At 55.8% G+C, this 16,404-nt stretch carries 15 protein-coding genes; 3 read left to right on the plus strand and 12 right to left on the minus strand.

Going from position 1 to position 16,404, the window contains the following annotated elements:
* Window positions 1-2 precede the first annotated feature (2 nt).
* From ACR0CR_RS01335 to ACR0CR_RS01345, 3 genes are all read right to left on the minus strand, one after another.
* Window positions 3-1,061, minus strand: a complete 1,059-nt coding sequence (locus tag ACR0CR_RS01335) for an adenylate/guanylate cyclase domain-containing protein (RefSeq protein WP_480596029.1) — start codon at window positions 1,059-1,061, stop codon at window positions 3-5.
* On the minus strand, window positions 1,058-1,426 hold the full coding sequence (locus ACR0CR_RS01340; RefSeq protein WP_480596031.1) for a group I truncated hemoglobin: 369 nt from the start codon (window positions 1,424-1,426) through the stop codon (window positions 1,058-1,060). The genes ACR0CR_RS01335 and ACR0CR_RS01340 overlap by 4 nt, the downstream gene beginning before the upstream one ends.
* Window positions 1,427-1,527: 101 nt before the next feature.
* Complete coding sequence (locus tag ACR0CR_RS01345; RefSeq protein WP_480596033.1) at window positions 1,528-2,577, minus strand: patatin-like phospholipase family protein; 1,050 nt, start codon at window positions 2,575-2,577, stop codon at window positions 1,528-1,530.
* Between the two features lie 291 nt (window positions 2,578-2,868).
* Between ACR0CR_RS01345 and ACR0CR_RS01350 the strand changes: the two genes are divergently transcribed.
* The gene (locus ACR0CR_RS01350) at window positions 2,869-3,792 is read left to right on the plus strand and encodes an SMP-30/gluconolactonase/LRE family protein (protein ID WP_480596035.1); all 924 of its coding nucleotides are present in this window, start codon (window positions 2,869-2,871) and stop codon (window positions 3,790-3,792) included.
* 138 nt (window positions 3,793-3,930) lie between these two features.
* Window positions 3,931-7,119 carry an ATP-binding protein gene (locus tag ACR0CR_RS01355; RefSeq protein ID WP_480596037.1) on the plus strand — a complete coding sequence of 1,063 codons (3,189 nt, stop codon included), beginning with the start codon at window positions 3,931-3,933 and terminating at the stop codon, window positions 7,117-7,119.
* Window positions 7,120-7,128: 9 nt separating this feature from the next.
* Here ACR0CR_RS01355 and ACR0CR_RS01360 read toward each other — a convergent pair whose 3' ends face one another.
* The 6 genes from ACR0CR_RS01360 to ACR0CR_RS01385 form a co-directional block, all read right to left on the minus strand.
* Window positions 7,129-8,547 (minus strand): Dyp-type peroxidase, encoded by a 1,419-nt coding sequence (locus ACR0CR_RS01360; protein ID WP_480596039.1) that lies wholly within the window; start codon window positions 8,545-8,547, stop codon window positions 7,129-7,131.
* Complete coding sequence (locus ACR0CR_RS01365) at window positions 8,544-9,260, minus strand: hypothetical protein (protein ID WP_480596041.1); 717 nt, start codon at window positions 9,258-9,260, stop codon at window positions 8,544-8,546. The genes ACR0CR_RS01360 and ACR0CR_RS01365 overlap by 4 nt, the downstream gene beginning before the upstream one ends.
* On the minus strand, window positions 9,257-10,291 hold the full coding sequence (locus ACR0CR_RS01370) for a catalase (RefSeq protein ID WP_480596043.1): 1,035 nt from the start codon (window positions 10,289-10,291) through the stop codon (window positions 9,257-9,259). Before ACR0CR_RS01370 ends, ACR0CR_RS01365 begins: the two co-directional genes overlap by 4 nt.
* A gap of 178 nt (window positions 10,292-10,469) precedes the next feature.
* Window positions 10,470-11,567: a mandelate racemase/muconate lactonizing enzyme family protein gene (locus ACR0CR_RS01375; protein ID WP_480596045.1), complete on the minus strand. Its 1,098-nt coding sequence runs from the start codon at window positions 11,565-11,567 to the stop codon at window positions 10,470-10,472.
* Complete coding sequence (locus ACR0CR_RS01380) at window positions 11,567-12,082, minus strand: redoxin domain-containing protein (RefSeq protein ID WP_480596047.1); 516 nt, start codon at window positions 12,080-12,082, stop codon at window positions 11,567-11,569. The genes ACR0CR_RS01375 and ACR0CR_RS01380 overlap by 1 nt, the downstream gene beginning before the upstream one ends.
* Window positions 12,083-12,121: 39 nt before the next feature.
* Complete coding sequence (locus ACR0CR_RS01385; protein WP_480596049.1) at window positions 12,122-13,156, minus strand: L-idonate 5-dehydrogenase; 1,035 nt, start codon at window positions 13,154-13,156, stop codon at window positions 12,122-12,124.
* A 77-nt stretch (window positions 13,157-13,233) separates the two neighbouring features.
* On the opposite strand from ACR0CR_RS01385, the gene ACR0CR_RS01390 reads away from it, so the two are divergent.
* Complete coding sequence (locus ACR0CR_RS01390) at window positions 13,234-14,001, plus strand: SDR family oxidoreductase (RefSeq protein WP_480596050.1); 768 nt, start codon at window positions 13,234-13,236, stop codon at window positions 13,999-14,001.
* 35 nt (window positions 14,002-14,036) lie between these two features.
* Here the strand turns inward: ACR0CR_RS01390 and ACR0CR_RS01395 are convergent, their stop codons facing one another.
* The 3 genes from ACR0CR_RS01395 to ACR0CR_RS01405 are packed head-to-tail and all read right to left on the minus strand — an operon-like array spanning window position 14,037 to window position 16,404.
* Entirely contained in the window at window positions 14,037-14,627 is a 591-nt protein-coding gene (locus tag ACR0CR_RS01395) for a LysE family translocator (RefSeq protein WP_480596051.1), read from the minus strand.
* Window positions 14,628-14,639: 12 nt separating this feature from the next.
* Window positions 14,640-15,563 carry a 2-hydroxyacid dehydrogenase gene (locus ACR0CR_RS01400; protein ID WP_480596053.1) on the minus strand — a complete coding sequence of 308 codons (924 nt, stop codon included), beginning with the start codon at window positions 15,561-15,563 and terminating at the stop codon, window positions 14,640-14,642.
* The gene (locus ACR0CR_RS01405) at window positions 15,556-16,404 is read right to left on the minus strand and encodes a fumarylacetoacetate hydrolase family protein (RefSeq protein ID WP_480596055.1); all 849 of its coding nucleotides are present in this window, start codon (window positions 16,402-16,404) and stop codon (window positions 15,556-15,558) included. Before ACR0CR_RS01405 ends, ACR0CR_RS01400 begins: the two co-directional genes overlap by 8 nt.

Consider the following 16,404-nt stretch of genomic DNA (forward strand, 5'->3'; position numbering starts at 1 on the left):
GATCAGAATGCCCGGCTGGGTTTTGCAGAGGTCAATCGCGACGTGACGTTGATCAGATCCATATGCCCCATGCCTTTGATGTCCACAGGCCCCAGATCGGTGATCTGAAATTCATCGATCAGCGCAAATTTCATCTCTTCCGGTGCCACGATATTCATCGGATTTGCAAAAACCTGCAGCCTTGAGGCAATGTTCACCGCCGGGCCAAAGACGTCATAGACATATTTTTGTATCCCAACAACCGACCCCACCGCGGCACCCATACCCAAACCGATCCGCGCCTGCCACTTATGCGGATGGCTTTCGTTGCGACGTTCCAAATACCTCAGGAACCTGACCGCACAATGAGCCACTGCTGTTGCGTGATCCGGGGATTCATCCGGCATACCGGAAACAGCCAGATAGGCGTCACCGATTGTCTTGATCCGTTCACAACCGAATTGCTCAACAATGCGGTCAAAGGCGGTAAAGATATCGTTCAATTCGCTCAAGGTTACAGTCGGGTCCGTTTTGGCCGCGAAATCCGTGAAGCCCACGAAATCCAACATGACCACGGACACCTGATCAAACAGCTGAGGCGTTACAACGCCGAATGTTTTGAATTCCTCATAAACCGATCGCGGCATCAGGTTGAGCAACAGACGCTCGACCCGTTCTTTTTCACGTTCCAACTCGCGCGTGTTCCGCTCAACCATGGTCGAATAGCTGTCGATCATGCTTTCAAGCTCGCGAATGCGGGTGATGTTCTGGCACTCCACAACCAGAACCTGTTCCTCAAGCCCATTCGCAAGTGACACGGATGTTGCAAAGATCAAGGACCGCCGTTTGGGTTTGATCTGAAGCTCGACCGAATAGCGGAGACCGGAATGGCGGACATCGTCCAGTTCCTTTGGATCCAGATCGGGCATCAGGTCCAGAAGTGTTTGCCCGTCTTCCGGCGTCCCGAACCATTCCGCAAACGGGCCATTGTGAAACACAAAGGTCATGTCTGATGCGCGCAGAACAGCAACACCGACACCAATGGCCCGCAACAAATGCTCGTTAATGGCAAGGATGCTCATGCCGCAGTCCTGGCCACAATGATCGAACGCTTTTCTTCAATTGCCCCCAGTGCAACGGCGATGTCCCTCTCGGCCATTCCGTGAAGCGCCAAGGCTTCGCTAAACAGCGCCGCCATCTCATCGAAATCGTCATGCGAGATATTTAGGTGGCGATGTACCGCCTCAATCCGGTCGTCGCTGAACGACGCAGGACCGCCGACAAGAGACGAGACAAACTTTGTCTGATGGTCGATCAGACGCGGCATATCAATTTCTTCGAAATGGTCCCCAATCTGCTCGGAATCCAAGGCCATCTCGTAGAATGACATTACGATGCGGCTGATGGTTTTGAACCCGCCGTATTTTTCATAGATCGTCTGACTCACAACAATAACCGATTAATAATTGGCAATAACACTGCAAGGTTATAGCAAAGAGTCGACTTTGTTAACTGAATTGAAGCGCCACGGCGTTTAGCTGCCCGGCACTACCAGGTTTTAAGCATCTCGACTGTGCGCGCCCACTCATCGCTGTGGCGGGCTATCTGGTAGGCTTCGTCCATCAGCGCATAGCTTCTGGGTTCGATTTTTGCCAGACCAACGGTTTTTGAAAGCGGTGGGTTCAGCCGCGCAAGCTGATCCTTAAGCACAAGGTGGGCAATCCAGTACTGGTTTTCTGCCGACGTCGACAGCCCAAGTTCCAGAAGCGCGCCCGTGGGAACGTCCGAGGTTACACCAAACCATTTCAACAGACCCCAGTCCTCTGGGTTTTTGAACGTACCCTCGGCAACGGCTGTCGGTTGACGGCCAGTGCCGATCGAAACGGCCTGAATATTGTTCAGGTGAACACCCGGTTTCGTGGCGATTGCCACGTTAATGCCGTTGAGCACAGGATTGTTCGCAAACATTCCGCCATCGGCAAAATACCCATAATCGGTGCCAGCCGCGTTGATTCTGTGGGGCGGGAAATAAGTCGGAGCGGCCGAAGTCGCCATGGCCACGTCCAGCAGTTTGACGTCGCTCATGTCCAGCCATGGACCCTCTCCCACCTTGTGGTTCGTCAATGTAAACGGTGCCCAGCCAATCTGATCGTTCAGATGCAGACAAACCGTTGTAACAGCCAATACGATATCATCCGAGATCGACCCGATTGTTCGATCCGCCACCAGTTCGTGCCCGATCTTCTCTAGGCCCGCGGATGAGAACTGCGCTGCAGTGACCCCCGGCCCTCCGGTCAGGTGAAAGCGCTTCATCACCTCATCCAACGCTTTGTCGAATAAGGAACGGTCGTTCTCCAAAAAGATCTGCTCGGCCTTGTCGTGATAAAGCGAGATCAAGTCTTTCAGCAACGAGGACATGTCTTTGCCTTGTGTTCGGCCATCCGCCAGCGACACTGCAATCAGACCTCCTGTCGATGTTCCCGCAAACCCGTCAGCACGATCGAGAAAGCCGGTTTCCTCGTGCAAGCCATCAAGAATCAGGCAAGTCAGATATCCACGAATACCTCCACCATCGCAGGAAACGAGTTTGAACGTCATGACCACCCCAAAATTCTAAAATGCTGCGTTACGCGAAATCTGCTGGTTTTGTGATACACCAATTTGAAGTTGAAAAGCGAAAACTACATTACGCCGGCAAAAATCGAAGCGCGCCTTAGGCGTGCAACGCGTTACACGCCATGCCGGCGATGCTGATTAATCACACCTGTTGTCCGATCCCAATCCGCTGGCTAGAGTTGGCCAGCGTCCGCGCTTCTGGTGACCAGTGAAGCCAGAAAACTGAGATTATTTGCACAGTTGCAGTAAATCGGATTCCGGAGGGGGAAATTCATGTCATTGAAATTGGAAGAAGTCGCAAGCGGCCTTGGGTTTCCCGAAGGCCCCGTGGCAATGGACGACGGGTCCGTTCTGTTTGTGGATATCAAAGAGCAGACGCTTATGCGGCTGTCACCGGACAAATCTCTGCACAAGATAGCGGACTTGCCTGGCGGTCCGAACGGCATCGCAATCGGCCCTGATGGCGCGGCCTATGTTTGCAACAATGGCGGCGTTTATACCTTTGTTGAAGAACCCACGCTTAAGATCACTGTGCCTTCCTCAGAAAGGCCGAACTATATCGGAGGGTCGATTCAGCGCGTCGATCTAGACAGCGGAGAAGTCACCGATCTGTACTATAAGTACAAAGGTAAGTGCTTGATATCTCCGGATGATATCGTCTTTGACAAAGATGGTGGGTTCTGGTTCACCGACACCGGAATGCAGCACGAACAAAGTAGCGAGTTCGGCGCAGTCTATTACGCGACGATCGACGGCAAAACGCTGATCCATGCTGCCACGGTGCCAACGGCCAACGGAATCGGGATTTCGCCGGACGGAACCAAGCTATTTGTATCGGACACTGTGTTTGGGCGTCTTTGGATGATGGAAATCGAAGGTCCAGGCAAATTGAAACCCGGCGCATTGCCAGGAACGCCCGGAAACGTGGTTCAGACCCTGCCGGGCTTTCAGTGGCTCGACAGCCTCAAGGTCGAAGCGGACGGGCGCGTCTGCGTTGCGACGCTCTTTACCGGCGGCATCACGATTTTCAGCCTGGACGGGACGACGGAACATCTGGAAGTCCCTGATCCCTTCACCACGAATCTGTGTTTTGGCGGCCCTAACATGGATACGGCGTGGATAACCGCATCAGGGACAGGCAAGATCTACAAAACCCAATGGCCCCGCCCCGGCCTCAAATTGGAATTCACCGCCTGAGCAGTAAATCAACACCCAAAAATTGAACAGCATGCGCGGCCATTCAGCCGAAAGCTGAACCCGGTGGCAATCAATCGAGATTCACCGGGTCTCGGGTGCTAGCCGAGTCAATTTCAGATGTGATAAGCAAGATGCACTATGGATAAACCCGCTGAAAATTCAGTGTCTTCCTCAAAGCACATGGGCGAACGCCGATTGGTCTCGGTGCTGTTCACCGACATGGTCGGCTATACGGCTATTGTGGACAGTTTGGGCGGCGAAAAGACTGTGCAGTTTACGCGCATGGTCTATGAAACGCTGAAGGGCATCGTGGAAGAGCACGGCGGCGTTGTCCGGGGATTTGCCGGGGACAGTATCATGGCCGTCTTTGGAATTCCCGAAGCGCTGGAAGACGCTGCTTTACGGGCCTGCAGGACCGGCATGGCGATTCACGAAGCCTTCGATCGTGCCGGGGACGACATCGAGGCGCGATTTGGCGTGCGCCCGGTGATGCGTGTCGGCGTCAGTTCCGGCTCGGTCGTGATGGCAAAAGTCGAAGGCGAAAGCGCCGAGATGACCGCCGTTGGGAATGCCGTCAACCTGGCCTCGCGTATTCAGTCCTTGGCCTCGCCGGGGCGTTGCCTGATCTGTGACACGACCCGCCGCCTTGTCGAATGGCTGGTCGATCTGAGCTTTGACGGAGAGCACAAGATCAAAGGCGTGCCACGTGAACAAAAACTGTGGCTGCTGGAATCCATTCATACTGCCGCATCCAGGTTCGACGCCTCACTGGCGCGAGGCCTAAGTCATTATGTCGGACGCGACGCGGAACTTTCGCAGCTTTCCCAGGCGCTGGAAGAGAGCCAGAAGAACATGCAGGTCGTGGATCTTATGGCCGAACCGGGTCTTGGAAAGACGCGCTTGGTCTACGAGTTTTTGGCGCGCGCGGAATCCCAGACCAGAACGATTTTCAGGGGGCACTGCACCGCCGACGGGCAACAGATTCCCTTCATGCCGTTCCTCGAAGTTGTCCGCAACTCATTCAGAATCTACGATGATGACGAACCTGACGCGATCGCTCAGAAGCTGCAGGAAGGCCTGAAAGCATCCGGACTGGAGACGCCGGAAAACATCGGCCTTCTGATGAACCTGCTTGGCTTGAAGCCGCCGGAAGGAACGCTGGACGGACTGGATGGCGTTTTGATCGGTCTACGAACGCGTGATCTGCTGCCCGCGCTGCTGCGGGCGCAATGTGCGCGGGGGCGTACAATCGTACTCATTGAGGATATTCACTGGATCGACGGTGCCTCGGAAGAAATGATGCGGGCGTTGATTGATGGCGATGGAATCCAGAACCTGTTGATCCTGCAAACAAGGCGCCCCGAATATGTGCCACCCTGGCTAAACAAGCCCGCAGTCGAAACCATTGCCCTCAAACCGTTGGGGGAAAGCGATTTTCGTCAACTCGCTTCGACACGGCTTGGGTCGGACAACCTGCCGGATGAACTTATCCGACAGGTGACTGAACGCGCCGGCGGCAATCCGTTGTTTGGCGAGGAGATTTTGAGCTTTTTGATCGAACAAGGCGCGTTACGCGTCGAGGCCGGTCAAGTGCTGTTTGACACCAACCCAGACGATCAGGGGCTTCCCGCCAGCATGCAGGGGCTATTGCTGGCCAGAATCGAACAACTGCGCCCCGAAGACCGCGTTCTGTTGCAAGCGGCGGCCACAATCGGGCGCGCGTTTGACCCCGGTCTTCTATCCCTTGTGGTGCCGAACCCAGAGGACGTGGGAACTGCCCTGCAAAGGCTGCAGGCGCAAGACATCCTGTTCCGCAAAAGCAACTCGTCGGACTATATGTTCAAGCACGTTCTTCTGCGCGATGCCGTGTACCAAAGCCTGGTGCGGGTGCGCCGTTCCGAGCTCCATCTTGCAATCGCTGCCGCGCTTGAACAGCGTAACGCAAATCGTCTGCCCGAAGCGGCCGAGACGCTTGCGCATCACTATTCCCATACCGACAAGACCGACAAGGCGTTTGAATTCTCTGCGCTGGCCGGGGCAAAAAGCCTTGGAGTATTCTCGCACGATCAGGCCAATCAGTATTTCGCGTCGGCGATGGAGCTGTATGAAAAAGACCCGAGCTGCGCCAGCGATGCAGCCTTTGCCGCCTTTCTTGCGAACTACGCCTTGTGTTCCAATATCTCGCTGGATGTGATGACCACGATCGGCCTTGCACCCAGCATTCGCCCGATCCTGAACCAGATCGGCGATTCCGAAGACCACGCGCTGTTCCTGCATCACTATGTCTCGTGCCTGGTTTGTAACAGCAAGTTCCTTGAAGCGTTGAGCGTCCAGGGAGAATTGACAGCCATGGCCGAACGTTTGGGTGATCCGAAATCGGTCGCCTACGCGTTGGTCAACGAACTATCTGTATCTATCTATTGCGCACCCCTGCCCAACGCGGTGTTCGAAGCTAAGAAAGCCGAAGTTGAACAGGCTTTGGCCAAATTCGACGATGCGTATCTGCAGAATTTCTATCTCGCCACTGTCGGATGGAATGAATTGACACGCGGCCGTGTGATCAGAGCGCGCGAAACGGCTGAGAGGATGGTGGCGGCGGGCGAAAAGAAAAACGACCCCAGGGCTTTGGGATACGGAACCGCGATGAAAGCGCTGGTCGCTGTCGTCACTGATGACCATCAGGCCGCGTTCGACTTGTCAGAAGAAGCTTTGCGTCTGTCCCGCGCTGAATTTGAGCTCGCCATCGCTGAATCTTCGCGTGTGGCGGCGCTTGTGCCGTTGCAGCGGCCCAATGCACGCGACTCCGTGCAGCAGTATGTCGATATGGTCCACGCAAAGGGCAGCACGCTGTTTGCTGGCGTACCTCAAACGATGCTGGGGGTGGCATTGGCCATGGAGGGTCGCGTCGGAGAGGGTTTGCGGGAAATTGAATCTACAATTGCCCAGCGTGAAGCCGAAGGGGCGTATACTGCGGCGGATTGGAACCGATTGTTTCTTAGCGAAGTGTATCTGCAGATTTTGGCAGGCGACGGCGACGCATCAATTGGCGTTTTGCTGCGCAATTTCTGGACTCTGGCAGGTGTGCTCTTCAATGGTGAAAAGCGCATCGTTGCATTGATCGAAAAGACGCGAAAAAACCCGCAATTCGATCCCGAAGGGCACTATTTTGCGCGAGGTGAGATGATCCTTGGGCTTTTGTACAAGGTCAAAAAGAAAAAGCCGAAAGCACTGGAGCACCTGAACAGAGCGCATCACTTGATTGCGCCCACAGGAGCATCCCCGATGCTGACGCGCATCGAGGATGCTATAGCCGAATTGGCCGCCTGACGAGGCTTACTAATCGCCCAACTGTGACAGGTATCGTATGGCATCCAGACTGGGCAGGAACGTGTAGGCCCCTCCGCGCGTGATGACAAAACGCGGGAACCCACTTAGACGTATGCGTTCCTCGGTATCCGCAACCGTCATTTCAAACATGCTCGTCTGCGGCACATTTGCGCCAAGCAACGGATCGTTTGTCCCCGTGATTTCCGGATCTTGAAGGCCAAAGTTTAACCAATCACACACGACTGCCTCAAACTGAGCCCCATAGTTCGCACCGATGAAATTTCCCAGCAAACCGCGCTCTTCGTTATCCCGCTTGGCGTTCGGGTCGAAGTCGGGCCCATAGGACATGCCGCGCCGCACAAGACGGCGTGAGCGGTTGGCGATGCGTTGCACAATCGGGCCACCGCGCGGATTCACGCGCCGCATGTGCGCGCCCGCCGGACATCGGGATTCACGCGTATAGTCGTAGTTGGTCAATGAGACCCGGTCGTCAGGCCACTGCGCATTGGGCGACAGCTCGTATGGGACGCCGTTGCGCCAGCGCCCGCACATCTGCGCGGCAACAACCTCGCGCAATGCGCCATGCCGATCCAAGCCCTCGCCCACATCCTTTTCGCAGCCCGGCGGCAGCAGCTTGTCCACCAAGGGGTGGCTCATCAGTTTGGTCGCGGCTTCGGTCAAATAGTCCTCGAACGCATAAACGTCCTGCTTCAAGACGCGAAACGCGTTAAACGACCCAAACAGACCCAGCGCTTCGGGGGTCGGGATGCTAAAGCGCAAACCCTCGAAATGAGTCTGGTAGCCAAGCAACGCGGTACCTAACGGGTCCAGCGGCTCTTCGACCAATTTTTGTTCGGGATCGACAATGCCTTGGAACTTAGGCTGAGAAATGCTGTCACGGTAACCGAAGAATACTTTGTTGTCTGGCAGATTCCGTCCATTGCGCACGCCCAGTACATTGAAGGCCTTGGCAACCTGTTTTTCTGTTGCGTCCAAAGCGGCTTCGTCATTTGCATAGACCGACGCCACAATATGTACCTTTTGGGGCTGATCGAACGGAGCTGGCCAATTCTCGGGCGCGCTTTCACCAAAATCGCCCAGCTTTTCCGCTCGCTCGGCCATGCCATCGACGAACTCTGACGGAAAGGTATCCAGATCGCTTTTGGGAACACCCATCGCTTGTAGGCCCTGAAAAGTGATGCCTATATTGAAGCAGACTTCGGGCTTTACTTTCCATTTCGCGGATCGGGTGATAGTCGGAACTTCACTACTTGTGCCATCGGCCGAGGCGGCCAGAAATCTTCGCGCCGCATCAAGATCTTTGACCTCAAGAATGATGTATCGGACCATGCTATTGGAGTATCCGCGCAGAATATTGCCCTGAATTTTCTCAGGATCGAAAACGGGGTCTTTGATAACTTCGTTCACCAGCCAACTCCCAACTTGCGGCGAATTTGAGCCGCCGAATAACCCGGATAGCCGCGATAGCCACCGCCGAGCGAAATGTTCTTGTTTGCATGCAACTGAAGGATCAGATCACGCGGCAACGCCATCAGATCGTGCGGCGGAACGTTTGGTTCGCGGCCAATCTGTTCATCCTGAACCGCGAAAAGATCGATGGCGTAATCCGGAGCCTGAAACAGGTCATGATCGCGCACCCAGTCGATGAATGTTTCGACGTTCTCTTCGCACGGATAGAGGTTTTCGCCACCCTCGACCAAGTGCATCAACGCGTCAAACACGCTGCCGATGGTCGATATGAAATCGCGGATATAGTTGCTGAAATCTCCGTCATAGACCGAGATCATGCAGATATAGTCTCCGATCAGCAAAAACCGGGCTGAGTGGACCGTGCCCACATTGTCGAGCCCCGCAAAAACTTCATCCACATTGCCGGCCAGCGCCATGACCGCCTTGGCACGGCCAATGGGTGACGGATCCTTGAGCGGCATAAGCAGGTTCATCATCCGCTGCGTGCTGTCGCTGGGTTGCGTCGTGATCCGCGGGCCGCCCGGCAGCTTTGGCTTTGGCGCGCGCCAGATCCAATAAGGAACAACCACATATCTGGACACGAACTGGAACCAGCCCCGTTCGGGCAGGCTGTTGATGTATTCATTGAGCCATCCGGTTTCCTTGGTCATTCTCCGGTCCCTCCTGCGCCACTGAATGGGCAAGGTATTCCCCCGCGCCGGTTGCTTGAAAACTCGTAAACGTCCTTGCGAATTTTAAGCACAGCGTCTTCCGACGGCCTGATCCCGTCTGTCAGGTGCATGGGGTTAAAGCTGAGCTTTTCGTTATGTGCTTCTTGATCTTCGGGAACGTTATCCAGCGTCAGCGTACCCATCATCACCCGCTTGCGGTGTGGCGGCCACTGTTTGGTTGAATCAGCGAAATCATCGCCGGTTTCACCGATGGTCATCATCAGCGAAAACCGCTCGATCCCCTTGGAGAGCCGGTCCTTGAGGTCGTCCTTGAGGTACTTGTCCTTTGGCGGCTCTTCAGGGTCTGTTCGCAGCACACCGGCAATCGGCGCCCAGTGGAACCGCACGTAGCGATCGGTGCCATCCGGCGCGGTCACAATGAAGGTGTGTACCGCGTGATAGGTTGCGCGCACATAGCTGACCGGCGCCCCGATTACCGACGCCTGCAACACCGCGGGCTGAGCCCAGGCGTGTTTGTGGGCAAATGCTGTTGCCCCTTCGTTTGGCCGCTCGTCCTGCCCGGGATAAGGATCGGGCATCGGCAATTGCAGTTTCAAATAGCTTTTTATCTTGCTCCACGGGCTGGCCACCTCGCACGGCTCGGGTCGGGCGTGGAGTGCGAATTCAAGGAATGTTTCCGGGTCTGGCGCGAAGAAAACCGGTAGGGTCATCGCGATCAGGTCGGTACTTTGACCTTCGCCCAGGTCGAACCGCACAGCCATGCCGCGCACATCTGACCATCCATCATGTTCTGCGACAACACCCATTCCGTTCGAAAACCGAACCGCCACCGGGATCGTCTCTGCTTGCTTATTGAAATGCTCAGCTGTGCAAAATTCCTGGGCAATCGCAGAAGCTTTGAAATAGCCCGTAGCCCCAATTCCGACCGTATGAACGGGTCGCCTTTTGGTGCTGCCGCCCTCTACATCCAGTGCATGTACAATGTCTTCAACAAGTTTCGGATCTGACATAGATTCCCCCCCAAATCCCAATATTGTTAACGAACCTTTAACACCTTCCGGGCAAATTACAGTGAACTAAATCTCTCCCCGCCAGAAAATTAACTTTTGAATCGGCTAACTTGTCGGCTTTTTAGCCAAGTATTTCGAGCACCAAACGTCCACGACTGCAATTTAGCGCTGCAGCGTCTCACCCAAGGTCTTTGTGTTCCGCTTTTAGCCTGGCCCAGTCAAACTCAACCCCAATACCCGGTTCGTTTGGGGCAACTGCCAAGCAGTTCTCGACCACCAGCGGACGGTGTGTGTACTGATCAATCGGAAAGGAATGCACTTCCAACCATCCTGCATTCGGTTGGGACGACACCAGACTAACGTGAAGCTCTTGCATGCCGTGACTGCAGACCGGAATACCGTGTGTTTGACTTAGTTCTGCAACCCGAAGCCACCCGGTGATGCCGCCGCAATTGGACGCATCGGGCTGAATAAAGCTGAGCTTCGCGTCTTCAAACGCGTATTCGAACTCGTGGATCGTGTGGAGGTTTTCGCCCATGGCCAAGGGCACTCCAGTCTCGGTCGCAATGCGGCCATATCCCTTGTAGTCGTCAGGAATCGTGGGTTCTTCGAACCAAAGGATATCGCATTCAGCAAACCCTCGTGCCGCTGTAATCGCCTGATCGACGCTCATCGAGTAATTCGCGTCGACCATGAAAAAGCGATCAGACCCCAGCATGTCGCGAACCGCGTGCGCGCGCCGCAGGTCTTCAGCCAGTTCTGGCTGGCCTACCTTGATCTTAACGGCGTTGAACCCGCGCGCCAGATAGCCTTCGGTCTGCGCAAGCAGCTTGTCTAACGAAAAGTTAAGATCAATGCCGCCCGCATATGCCTTGCATCGGTCTGACGCGCCGCCAGCCATTTTCCAAAGGGGCTGACCCTGCGATTTGCACCGGATGTCCCACAGCGCAATATCCACTGCAGAGATCGCAAAAGACGCGATGCCCCCTCGGGCGACATAATGAACATGCCACTGCATTTCGTCATAGAGATGTTCTACACGGCTTGCGTCCTGGCTGATCAGAAAAGGCGTCAGATCGTGTTGGATCATCGCCAAAATCGCGTGCCCGCCTTTGCCACCGGTGTAGGTATAGCCCGTTCCTTCGACCCCATCGTCCGTTCGAACCGTCACTGTCACCAATTGAAAGAAAGTGTGGTCCCCGTGCTTGGCATCGACCAGAACTTCGGCCAACGGGACATTGAACAAGCGCGCTTCGACCGACTGGATCGACGCCATCATGCCGTCCCGCGCACGGGTCGATCATTGTCGATGTTGAAGATCATTCCGTCCAACAACTCCTCAAGATCGGGACGAGCAGCCGGACCGTTGGAGATATCGACCAGCATCAGAGATCCGTCGGGGCGGATCGCGAAAGCTCCGGGTTCGGCAAACGGGCTGTCGGTCTCGGCCTCGGACAATGGTTCAGACACATAGAGACCCAGATCGCGCATTTGCGGAATGGTCATTCCATAGCAAAGGTCAAAATTCCAACCGAACTCAGCCTTATCCGCCAGTGCTTTTTCCTGCGTATCCGCTGAGACCACAACAACATCCATGCGGTCGGTCCAATCGGTCAGTTGCGCATTCAACTTGTTCAAAAAGCGCTTGCAACGCGGACAATGGCGACCGCGGTAGACAAACAACATGCTCCACCGATCCTTGGTGCCTCCAAAACGACGAGCTCCGCCGTCAACGAGCGGGAATTCGACCGGGGTCACAGGCGCGCCGACACTGGGTTTGGGACTGGTCATAAGAATACCCTTTCTATGTTTTGCTGTGTTGTCAGCGCTTCAGAATTTCAACTGAACTTTCATGGCGCAAGTTCTGTCTGAGGCCTTCTCAAACGCCGCTTGGGCATCCGACACCTCAAATCGATGCGATATCAGGTGGTCGACGTTGATCAGACCTTTCTGCATCATCTTCACGGCCATAGCGAACTCGGGGTGAAACCGGAATGATCCTTTCAAGGTGATTTCCTTGGCCGTGATCATCTGCAACGGGATCGTCATATCGCCGCCCATTCCAAGTTGCACCAGCACGCCACCGGGCCGGAGGCAGCTGACCCCTGCGCTCAGCGCGCTGGGCGCGCCCGAGCATTCAAGATGCACGTCGACCTGACCTTTGTCGGCCTGAAGCGGCCCTAAGGCGTCCGCGTCCGCCGCGACATTAATGATTTCTTCTGCGCCGCTCAGCTTTGCTAATCCCAAGGTGTACTCGGACAAATCAGTCGCGACGATGCGTTCCGCCCCTGCCCGTCTGGCCGCCAGAATACTCAGGCACCCTATCGGGCCGCATCCGGTCACCAAGACCGTTTTGCCAACCAGATCTCCGGCTTGACGGATTGCGTGTAGACAGACCGCCAATGGTTCGGCCATTGCGGCCTGGTCCGCGCTCAATCCGTCGGCGGGCACGCATTGACTGGCCAAAGCAACCAATCTGGTCTGAAACGCGCCCTGGATATGCGGAAAGGGCATGGCACTGCCGTAGAACCGCATGTTCAAACACTGGTTTTGCTGTCCGTTGAGGCAGTATTCGCAGCTGCCACAAGGTCGGGACGGAGACACGGCAACCAATTGACTGACCGCCAACCCTTCGACGCCATCTCCAATTTCTGCGACCACGCCCGAGACTTCGTGACCCAGAACCATCGGTTCTTTTAACTTAACGGTGCCGAAGCCGCCGTGGTTGTAATAGTGAAGATCAGAACCGCAGATGCCGCCGGCGCGCATCTCGACCAGAACCTCCCTCGCACGCGGGAGGGACACGTCGCGCTGTTCCAGCCTCAGGTCCTTTGGCGCGTGGATCACGATCGAGGTATTGCTCATCAGCATTGCTCCATCCCCCCTATACAGATCGGAAAAAGATACGGATAGTCGGTGCCAAGTACCAAGGGGTTTTTGATATGACACTTCAGATGTTTGACCTGAGCGGGTCGCGAGTTCTGATTACGGGCTCCAGCCAGGGGATCGGGTTTGCGCTGGCCAAAGGTCTCGCGGATGCAGGGGCGGAAATTGTTCTGAACGGCCGCGATGCCAGCAAACTTGCAGCCGCGCACGAGCAACTGGAACAAGCGGGTGCAAACGTTCGCGAACTTGCGTTCGATGTCACGGATCACGATGCGGTTCGAGTTGCGGTCGATAATTTTGAAGCCAGCACCGGCCCTATCGACGTGCTGATCAACAACGCGGGCATGCAGCACCGCACCGAGTTGCAGGACTTTCCTGCGGATGCGTTCGAAAGGCTGCTTCAAACCAACATCGCGTCGGTATTTCACGTTGGTCAGGCGGTCGCCCGCCATATGATTGGCCGAGGCGCGGGCAAGATTATCAATATCGCATCGGTTCAAACCGCCCTCGCCCGCCCAGGTATTGCGCCATATACGGCGACCAAAGGGGCGGTCGGCAACCTGACCAAGGGCATGGCAACGGATTGGGCCAAATACGGGCTGAACTGCAATGCAATTGCGCCCGGCTATTTTGACACGCCGTTGAACGCCGCATTGGTCGCCGACCCTGAATTCAGCGCGTGGCTGGCAAATCGCACGCCAGCAGGTCGGTGGGGCGACGTCGAAGAACTTGTGGGCGCTGCGATCTTCCTGTCTTCCGCTGCGTCCAGTTTTGTCAATGGGCACACCCTGTACGTAGACGGCGGCATCACTGCTTCGCTCTGAAAATCGACCAGTGGCCTGAGTTTTCAACACTGTCGTCATAGCGTCGAAACTAGGGCAATTGTAACCACGATCAGCAAGGATGCAGCCATGCCGACGTTGATCACGCGTTGCGTCCGAGGGCCGAGATCCAGATGGCCAAGCGCGGTTCCCGCGCCCAGCCAAATCAGATGAACGGGCAGCCATATCGCATTGAAAACGATTAGTTTCACGACGACTTCCCAAGCCGGTGAGTTTGGCATGAAAGCGAAACCGGAAAATAGGGTCGTGCTAACCACATAGGCTTTGGGATTGATGAATTGCAGCATCAGGCCGTTACGAAATCCCAAAGGTGTACGCGCGGGTGCAAATCCGATCCGCGACCCCGCGCTGGCTATCCGCCACGCCAGATAGACAAGATATGAGGCGGAGGCGAACAGCAGCACAGTCCGCAATACTGGGACCGCAAACGCAATGGCGGCTACGCCGGATACGACGAGCATCATGTTGATGAAGCCGCCCGTCATCAGCCCCGCGACAAATCCGAAACCGGCGCGATATCCAAAAGCGGCACCAATCCCTGCCGTTGTCAGCACCCCCGGCCCCGGCGTTATCAGTAGAAAAAAGACGGCGATGATGAATTCAATCACGCCGTCCGTCCCTTACAGGTCCGCGCATTCCGGAACAGCGGTCATCACAGTGCCGTCCTTGAGATGCTGCAACAGATTATCGACCGTCAGATTCCCCATCGCAGCGCGGGTTTCGACCGTGGCACTTCCTGCGTGCGGCAACAGGGTGACATTCGGCAGGTCTCGCAGCGCCTGCGGTACGACCGGCTCTGCCTCGAACACATCGAGACCGGCCCAACCTAAACTGCCGTCCCGCAGCGCTTGGATCATCGCCGCCTCATCCACAACCGACCCTCGGCTGACATTGATCAGCGTCCCGTTCGGTCCCAGCGCCCTTAGAATCTCGGCATTGACGATCTTGTTTGTCGCTGGCCCCCCGGGCGTGATGCAGATCAGAGTGTCAACGTAAGCCGCCATCTCGGCCAGATCAGCAAAATACTGATATTCCACGTCTTTCCGACCACGAGAGTGATAGACAATCTCGGCATTCCATGGCTTCAACTTGTCGGCAATGGCCTGACCAATGCGCCCCAAACCCAGAATGCCAACCTTCTGATTGTCTGCTGAGCGGGTTAGGGCAGCATTACCTTCAGTTTCCCATAACCCTTCCCGCACATATGCGTCATCGCGCACAAGCTCTCGGTAGCAGGCCAACATTAACAGGACAGCCGTTGTGGCAACTTCTTGGTTCAGCACGTTCGGCGTATGTGTCACCATGACACCGCGCCGCGCTGCTTGGGCAGCATCCACTGCGTCGTAGCCAACTCCATAAACGCTGATCATCTTCAAGTTCGGCAGCCCCGACATGACCTCTGGCGGTACACCTGCATGGCCATTGGTAATGACATGCGTGATCTCGCTTGGGTCATAATCGTCCAACTGGTGGATCGTAAATGCCTCGGTCAATCGCGCGCGCATTGGGTCGGTGATGCCACCGATTTGAAGAAGATCAGCCATCCTGGTCCACCACTTGCCGTTGGTGTCCCAAGCCCTGAATACGCAAATCCATCACATCGCCTTTCTTGAGGAAGACTGGATTAGGCTTGATCCCCAGCCCCACGCCCGGAGGCGTTCCGGTTGAAATCACATCACCGGGATGCAACGTGAATAGCTGGCTCAGATGTTCAATGATCTCGGCCACGGTAAAGATCATGGTCGCGGTGTTCCCGGTCTGCATCCGGGTGCCGTTTACATCCAATTCCATGCTGAGCGCCTGCGGGTCTCCCACCTCGTCCCGCGTCACCAGCCAAGGCCCGGTCGGACCGAACGTGTCACAGGATTTGCCCTTGGTCCACTGTCCGGTCAGGTGCTTTTGAAAGTGCCGTTCCGAGACATCATTGACGATGCAATAGCCTGCGACATAGGACAGCGCGTCTTCTTTCGAGACGTATTTGGCAGTTTTGCCGATCACGACCCCCAACTCGCATTCCCAATCAGTATGCGTTGACCCGCGCGGCATGACCACATCGTCATATGCTCCAACGATGGCCGAATTGGCCTTGAAGAACAGGATTGGATGTTCCGGTATTGCCGCTCCGGTTTCTGCCGCATGATCCGAGTAGTTCAGGCCGATGCACAGAAACTTTCCGATATTCCCGACACAGGGGCCGATGCGCTGCTCGCCTTCGACAATAGCAAGTCCCGCAGGATCAAGCGCGCGCAGCCGGTCAAGGCTTTCGTCACCCAGAACATCGCCAGTGATGTCATCCACGTGGTCAGACAAATCCCGCAAAAGTCCGGCATCGTCCAGCATGGCAGGCTTTTCGGCCCCCGCCTCTCCGTAACGAACGAGTTTCAT

Source organism: Ruegeria sp. AM2, assembly GCF_056540685.1.